The organism is Citrobacter sp. Awk 2, from assembly GCF_028069815.1.
In the GTDB taxonomy this organism is placed as follows: Bacteria; Pseudomonadota; Gammaproteobacteria; order Enterobacterales; family Enterobacteriaceae; genus Citrobacter.
In genome coordinates this window covers 1-674 of sequence record NZ_JANEWL010000245.1, presented here as the reverse complement: position 1 = coordinate 674, position 674 = coordinate 1, and the positions used below count along the sequence as shown (strand labels likewise).

The following is a 674-nucleotide window of genomic DNA, read 5'->3' as shown; positions in this document are numbered from 1 at the left end:
TTGATACCACGCAGCAGAACACCAACGTTCTCACCAGCACGGCCTTCGTCCAGCAGTTTGCGGAACATTTCAACGCCAGTACAGGTAGACTTGGCAGTCTCTTTGATACCAACGATTTCAACTTCTTCACCAACTTTGATGATACCGCGTTCTACACGACCGGTAACAACGGTACCACGACCGGAGATGGAGAATACGTCTTCGATAGGCAGCAGGAACGGCTTGTCAATCGCACGCTCTGGTTCCGGGATGTAAGAATCCAGGAAGCCAGCCAGTTCGATGATTTTCGCTTCCCACTCTGCTTCGCCTTCCAGCGCTTTCAGAGCAGAACCACGAACGATCGGCGTGTCGTCGCCCGGGAAATCGTACTGAGACAGAAGTTCACGAACTTCCATTTCTACCAGTTCCAGCAGCTCTTCGTCATCAACCATGTCGCATTTGTTCAGGAACACGATGATGTACGGAACGCCTACCTGACGACCCAGCAGGATGTGCTCACGAGTCTGCGGCATCGGGCCGTCAGTCGCAGCAACAACCAGGATCGCGCCGTCCATCTGCGCAGCACCGGTGATCATGTTTTTAACATAGTCGGCGTGGCCCGGGCAGTCTACGTGCGCGTAGTGGCGAGTCGGGGTGTCATATTCAACGTGAGAAGTGTTGATGGTGATACCACG

Annotated in this window: 1 protein-coding gene; it reads right to left on the bottom strand. The window is 53.9% G+C overall.

Annotated features, from left to right (window positions below; translation table 11 throughout):
• Positions 1-674 (bottom strand): GTP-binding protein (locus NNO02_RS23460; protein ID WP_271455898.1); only part of this gene is annotated, 674 nt, incomplete at both ends.